The organism is Neisseria sp. HMSC064E01 (assembly GCF_001808875.1).
Classification (GTDB): Bacteria; Pseudomonadota; Gammaproteobacteria; order Burkholderiales; family Neisseriaceae; genus Neisseria; species Neisseria sicca_A.
The window spans coordinates 81623-87833 of the sequence record NZ_KV794940.1 but is presented as its reverse complement, the minus strand read 5'-3'; the positions used below and the strand labels follow the sequence as shown (position 1 = coordinate 87833).

At 51.4% G+C, this 6211-nt stretch carries 2 protein-coding genes; both read right to left on the bottom strand.

The features are described from left to right. Window positions 1–184: 184 nt before the first annotated feature. Window positions 185–2956 (bottom strand): calcium-binding protein, encoded by a 2772-nt coding sequence (locus tag HMPREF2572_RS07910; protein WP_070497515.1) that lies wholly within the window; start codon window positions 2954–2956, stop codon window positions 185–187. Window positions 2957–3306: 350 nt separating this feature from the next. Then, on the bottom strand, window positions 3307–6210 hold the full coding sequence (gene infB / locus HMPREF2572_RS07905) for a translation initiation factor IF-2 (RefSeq protein ID WP_148132306.1): 2904 nt from the start codon (window positions 6208–6210) through the stop codon (window positions 3307–3309). Between the last annotated feature and the right edge of the window lies 1 nt (window position 6211).

The following is a 6211-nucleotide window of genomic DNA, read 5'->3' as shown; positions in this document are numbered from 1 at the left end:
GGGGATTTTGGGGAATTTTGCAAAGGTCTCAAACAACAAAAAACCGCACATCCAAGCGTGGTCGGTTTTAAAACGGTTTTTGTCGGAACGGGAAACGAAGATCTTTTCAGACGACCTCTGAACATTTAGAGGTCGTCTGAAAAAACAAATCAAGCGATAACGTTGCCGTATTGCTTTGTGAAACTTACAAAACGCCTTGATTGGCGGCATCGTGTCCCAAAGCGGTCAAGAATTGCGACATGCTGTACGTTTCGCCTGATGCGGCAAACTTAAACGCATCTACGGTGTTGCCGTTGATATCTGATGACTGAACGGCATCCAAGACGGTCAGGGTGTCGTCGCTGCCTTTGAGTTTGACTACCCAGTTCACTTTGTTGTTTTCGGCTTTGTTGATTTCCAAATCGATGTCTTTCAGCGTCAGATTGCCTGAGAACAATACGGTATTGTCCTCGTTGCTTGCGTTCAGCGACAATTTGTCATGCCCGCTGCCTTTGCCGAATGTAATCGTATTGGAATAGCCGCTGACGGAAATGGTGTCATCACCGGCTCCGGCATCAATAACAGTATTACGCCCTACATCAACGGTATCGTTACCGCTGCCGCCGATAAAGGTGGTTTTGCCGCCATAGTTGCCTGAAACGCTGACGGTGTCGCCGTTGTCGGTGCCGTGAATAATACGGTCGGAACCTTCGTACAGTCGTTGGTCAAAGGTATCGCTGTTGTCATTCAGGTATTGAACTATCGTGCCGTCTTTGCGGACATGGGATACTTTCAAACCGAAATGTTCGATGATTTGTTCCGTGCTGTATGTGCCGTTGTCGAATTGGAACTCGGATATGGCGCCTTGCGAACCCATTTGGTTTTTAATCGTCAATACGTCATTGCTGCCTTTGATGGAAACGGTCCATGTGTTGCCGTTCAGACGAGGTCCGGCGAGGAAGTCGAATGGATCGGGCATATAGTCGATGCCGGTTTTATCGTAGCCTTGGGTAACGGAGATGCTTAAATCGTCCAATGTCAGACCGCCGGTAAATTTTACGGCGTTGCTGATGGAGGTGGGATTGAATTCTTCGTCGATATCGAAACCGAAGTCGAAAATGGTGTCGTGTCCGTATCCTTTGCCGAAGACATAGGTATCACGCCCATCGCCGCCCTCCAGATAGTCGTCGCCTGTGCCGCCGTCGAGGTAATCGGCACCAACCCGCGCATACAGTTTGTCATTGCCGTTGCCACCGTACAGTTTGTCGTCCGAAGACCATTCGTTGCCCCAGTAGCTGGTGCCTTCGTCTCGGATAATATCGTCGCCATCCATGCCGTAAATGACATCTCTGCCGTCTGTGCCGGAGCTTAATTCGTCATTAAACTGGCTGCCGACAATAATATCGTCGTTTGGCGTGCCTTCATTTTTGATGCCTTTGTCAGCTTTGTCGGTATTGACGGCTTTGAGCAGGGTTTCGGCTGTATAGTTTTCGCCGAAGAATTGGAATTGGTTGATGGAAACATGACCTTTGGCATCGACTTGGTTTTGAATGGTGGCAGAACCGTTTGCCGATGTGATTTCCCAGTTTTTACTGCCGTCGGCATTGTCGATGACGTTTACTTTGATGTCGCTCACGCGGAGGTCGTCTGAAAAACGCAGGGTGTTGTTGCCTTGATTATCGATAATCGTATCGTTGCTGCCGTAGATATAAGTGTCGTTGCCTAATCCGCCTTTCAACATATCTTTGCCTGCTCCTCCGATTAAAGTGTCGTCACCTGCATCGCCGTTGATGTTGTCGTTGCCATCGCCGCCGTCCAAGTAGTCGTTACCGTCGCCGCCGTTAATGTTGTCATTACCGCCCATACCGTAAACGATATCGTTGCCGCGACCGCTGTTGAGGCGGTTGTGGCCGTTGTTGCCGGTCAGGATATTATTGCTGTTGTTGCCTGCTGCATAGATATTGGTATTGCCGGTCAGGGTAACGTTTTCAACATTGGTAGAGGCGGTATAAGAAACGCTGCTGATTACGGTATCATTGCCTTCACTGGCATTCTCAACGACAACATCTTTAACGTTGTCAACATAATATGTATCGTCGCCGATGCCGCCGCGCATCATGTCCGCGCCTGCTTTACCGTCGATGACGTCGTTGCCGACGGTGCCATTCAGCTCGTCGTTTCCGTCTGTGCCTTCAATACGCTCGCCTGCATTGTCACGAGTTTCTACTTGTGCTTGAGTGGCTTTGATGAATTGATTGAGATTTAATGTGCCGTTTGCAAAAACAAACCGTTGGACGGAAGGCATATTGCTGCCTTCTTGGTATTGATTGGAAATGGTCAGGACGGATTGTGTGTGTTTCACCGCGATACGCCAGTCCTGTCCGCCTTCAGCATTGCGCACGGCGGTAACTGTCAGATCGTCTGCGCTGAGACCGTCTAAAAAGCGGATGCTGTTGCTGCCTTGGCGGTCGATTACCGTATCTTTGCCGCTTTTCTCGCCGAACAAGTAGGTATCGTTGCCTTCCCCGCCTTGTAAAACGTCATTTCCTGCCGCGCCGTCTAGGATATCGTTGCCTTCATCGCCGAACAGTTGGTCATCGCCCTCCCCTCCGTTGATGTTGTCGTTGCCTGCGCCTCCGTAAACGATATCATTGCCGCGTCCGCTATACAGGCGGTTGTTGCCGCGGTTGCCGACCAGCACATTATCTGAATTGTTGCCCGCGCCATAAATATTGTCCGAACCGGTCAAAACTAAATTTTCAACATTGTTCGGCAAGGTATAGCTGACATTGCTGTAAACCGTATCCTGTCCTTCATTTACCTTTTCCGCAATACTGTCTGCGGTATGGGTAACATAATAGACATCATTGTTTTTTGTTCCTTGGGAGACCTTGGGTTCAGACGACCTTTCCAAAGACGCAGAGTGTGCGACAGATTCTTCAGAAACGATAGTGCGAAAGACTTGTTTTGCATCCATGATATTATTTTTCCGTGAGTTGACGATTGCCTATCCGGGGAGATGGGATAAATAACCAGATTGGGGGTATCGTAATTTATTGATTGAATCATTTCACGCAGTCGAACTGCGTGGCTTCCTTAGACTGCTTTAACCTCAACAAGTTCTAACTCTTTCTCAAAACATTATTTAATCGGAATTTATATTTTAATTGATTAATTTGTTTATCATTTATGCCGAATTGAATTCAAACCAAGATTAAGCGTTGGCCAACGCCGCACTGCGCCAATCCAATCCGCTATAAAACGAAAAGGTCGTCTGAAAACCTGATGGATGAGGTTTTCAGACGACCTTTTATTTACAACGGCAAATTACAGCGAGCGGGCAACTTCGACGATGTCGAAGCATTCTAATTGGTCGCCTTCCATAATTTCGTTGTAGCCTTTGATCATTAAGCCACATTCGAAGCCCATGCGGACTTCTTTGACGTCGTCTTTGTAGCGTTTCAAAGAAGACAGTTCGCCGGTGTGGATGACCACGTTGTTGCGGATAAGGCGAATATGCGAATCGCGTTTGACCACACCGTCAGTAACCATACAGCCTGCGATGTTGCCAACTTTGGATACGCTGATAACCTGACGGATTTCAACCATACCGGTAATCTGCTCTTTCTCTTCCGGTGCCAGCATGCCGCTCATGGCTGCTTTGACGTCATCAATGGCATCGTAAATGATGTTGTAGTAGCGGATTTCCACGTTTTCATTTTCGGCAAGTTTGCGCGAAGAAGCGTCTGCACGCACGTTAAAGCCGATGATGAACGCGCCTGAAGCGATGGCAAGGTTAACATCCGATTCGGTAATACCGCCGACGCCGCTGTGCAATACGTTCACTTTCACTTCGTCGGTGGACAGTTTTTTCAGGCTGCCCGCCAAAGCTTCGTAAGAACCTTGTACGTCTGCCTTGATGATGACCGACAAGGATTGGGCTTGGTTTTCGCCCATGTTGTTGAACATATTTTCCAGCTTCGCCGCCTGCTGTTTGGCAAGGCGCACGTCGCGGTATTTGCCTTGACGGAAGAGCGCGATTTCACGGGCTTTTTTCTCGTCCGCCAACACCATTGCATCCTCACCGGCGTTCGGCACGTCGGACAAGCCGAGGATTTCGACCGGAATAGACGGGCCGGCTTCGTTGACGGCTTTGCCGTTTTCATCAACCATCGCACGGATTTTACCGAACGCGGTACCGGCAAGCAGCATATCGCCTTTTTTCAGCGTACCGCTTTGCACCAAGAGGGTGGCGACCGCGCCGCGTCCTTTGTCCAGACGAGCCTCGACGATGATGCCTTTGGCGGGCGCATCGACAGGAGCAGTCAGTTCCAAAACTTCGGCTTCGAGCAATACGGCTTCAAGCAATGCGTCGATATTGATGCCTTTTTTGGCGGAAACGTCGATAAATTGCACATCACCGCCCCATTCGTCAGGCACGACTTCGTGTGCGGTCAACTCTTGGCGGATACGCTCAGGATTGGCGGCTTCTTTATCGATTTTGTTCACAGCAACCACCATAGGCACGCCCGCTGCTTTAGCGTGGGCAATGGCTTCGATGGTTTGCGGCATCACACCGTCGTCGGCGGCAACCACGAGAATCACGATGTCGGTTGCTTTCGCGCCGCGCGCACGCATGGCGGTAAACGCTTCGTGACCCGGAGTATCCAAGAAGGTAATCACGCCGCGCGGAGTTTCAACATGGTATGCACCGATGTGCTGGGTAATACCGCCCGCTTCGCCTTGTACCACTTTGGCGCGGCGGATGTAGTCCAGCAGCGAGGTTTTACCGTGGTCGACGTGACCCATCACGGTAACGACAGGCGGACGCGGCAGTGCTTCAGCCTCTACTGCTTCTACGCCTTCATCCAAGAATGCTTCGGGATCGTCGGCGGCAGCAGGTTTGCCGATGTGGCCAAGTTCTTCCACCACAATCAGGGCGGTGTCTTGGTCGATGGATTGGTTGATGGTAACCATCATGCCCATTTTCATCAGGGCTTTGACCACTTCCACGCCTTTGACTGCCATTTTGTGCGCCAAATCGGCAACGGTAATGGTTTCGGGCACCAAGACTTCGTGTACGACAGGTTCGGTCGGCGCTTGGAAGGCGTGTTGGTTCGGCTCGAGTTTGAGTTTCTTACCTTTTTTACCGCCGCGTACGCGCTCGTCGTCGCCGTTGCGTGCATTGCGGTCGCGTCCGCCTTTACCGCCTTTACCTTTGGCGTTGCGGCCTTGGTTGTCATCGTCGCGGTTGTGGCGGTCTTCTTTTTTCGCGCGCGCTGGATTGGCGGCTTTGTTGTCGGCAGGCGCTGCCTTGGCTTTTTCGGCAGGTTTGCGTTGCTCACCGGCTTTGGCTTCGGCTGCGGGCTTGGCTTGTTGGTCTGCCTGTTGTTTCATGGCTTCACGACGCGCCTGACGCTCTTGTTTTTCTTTCAACAAGGCTTCTTGATGGGCGCGTAAAGCGGCGGCGCGGCGTGCTTCTTCGTCGCGTTGCGCTTGCTCTTCCGCACTGACCACAGGTTGCGGAGCGGCTGGAGCAGTGGGTTTTGCTGCTTTTTTCGCGTCTTTGCCTTTATTGCCTTTGTCTTGTTTAGGTTTTTTGCCTTCGGCAGGTTTTTCAGACGACCTTTGGACAGGTTTATCTTCAGCCTGAACTGCTTGCGCAGCGGGTTCTGCCGGTTTGTCGTCGGCTTTGCTTTCAGCTGCTTGCGCTTCGGCAGGTTTTTTAGCCGCTTCAACAGGTTTCGCTTCTTCCGCTTTGGCTTTCGGCTCGGCTTTTGCCGCTTTGGCAGCTTTCAGCTTCGCAGCTTCCGCTTCGGCTTTCGCGCGCGCTTCGGCACGGGAGGCGGCTTCTGCTTCGGCTTTCGCCTGTTCTGCGGCTTGGTCTTTCGCTTCTGCCTGCTCGGCTTTCTGCGCCTCAGCTACTGCTTTGGCTTTAGCTTCGGCGGCAAGCTCTTCCGGCGAAGGAATCGTTACGGCGCGGCCGCGTTTGCGTTCGACTTTGACGCCGCCTACGGTGCTGACTTCGGTTTTTTTGCGGCGGATGCTGATGGTTCCACCGTCATTGCCGTTTTTCTTTTTCAGATAGGCGTTCAGCAGTTGCTTGTCGTCCAGCGTCAGGGAATCGCTGCCGCTGTTTTTATTGACGCCGGCTTCTTTCAGTTGTTTCAACAAATCATCGACGGGGCGTTTCAGTTCGGCGGCAAATTGTTCTACGGTTGTGTTACTCATC

Excerpts from the sequence above, each read along its gene's own strand:
- HMPREF2572_RS07910 (WP_070497515.1), bottom strand. The coding sequence starts at position 2,956 with ATGGATGCAAAACAAGTCTTTCGCACTATCGTTTCTGAAGAATCTGTC.
- infB (WP_148132306.1), bottom strand. The coding sequence starts at position 6,210 with ATGAGTAACACAACCGTAGAACAATTTGCCGCCGAACTGAAACGCCCC.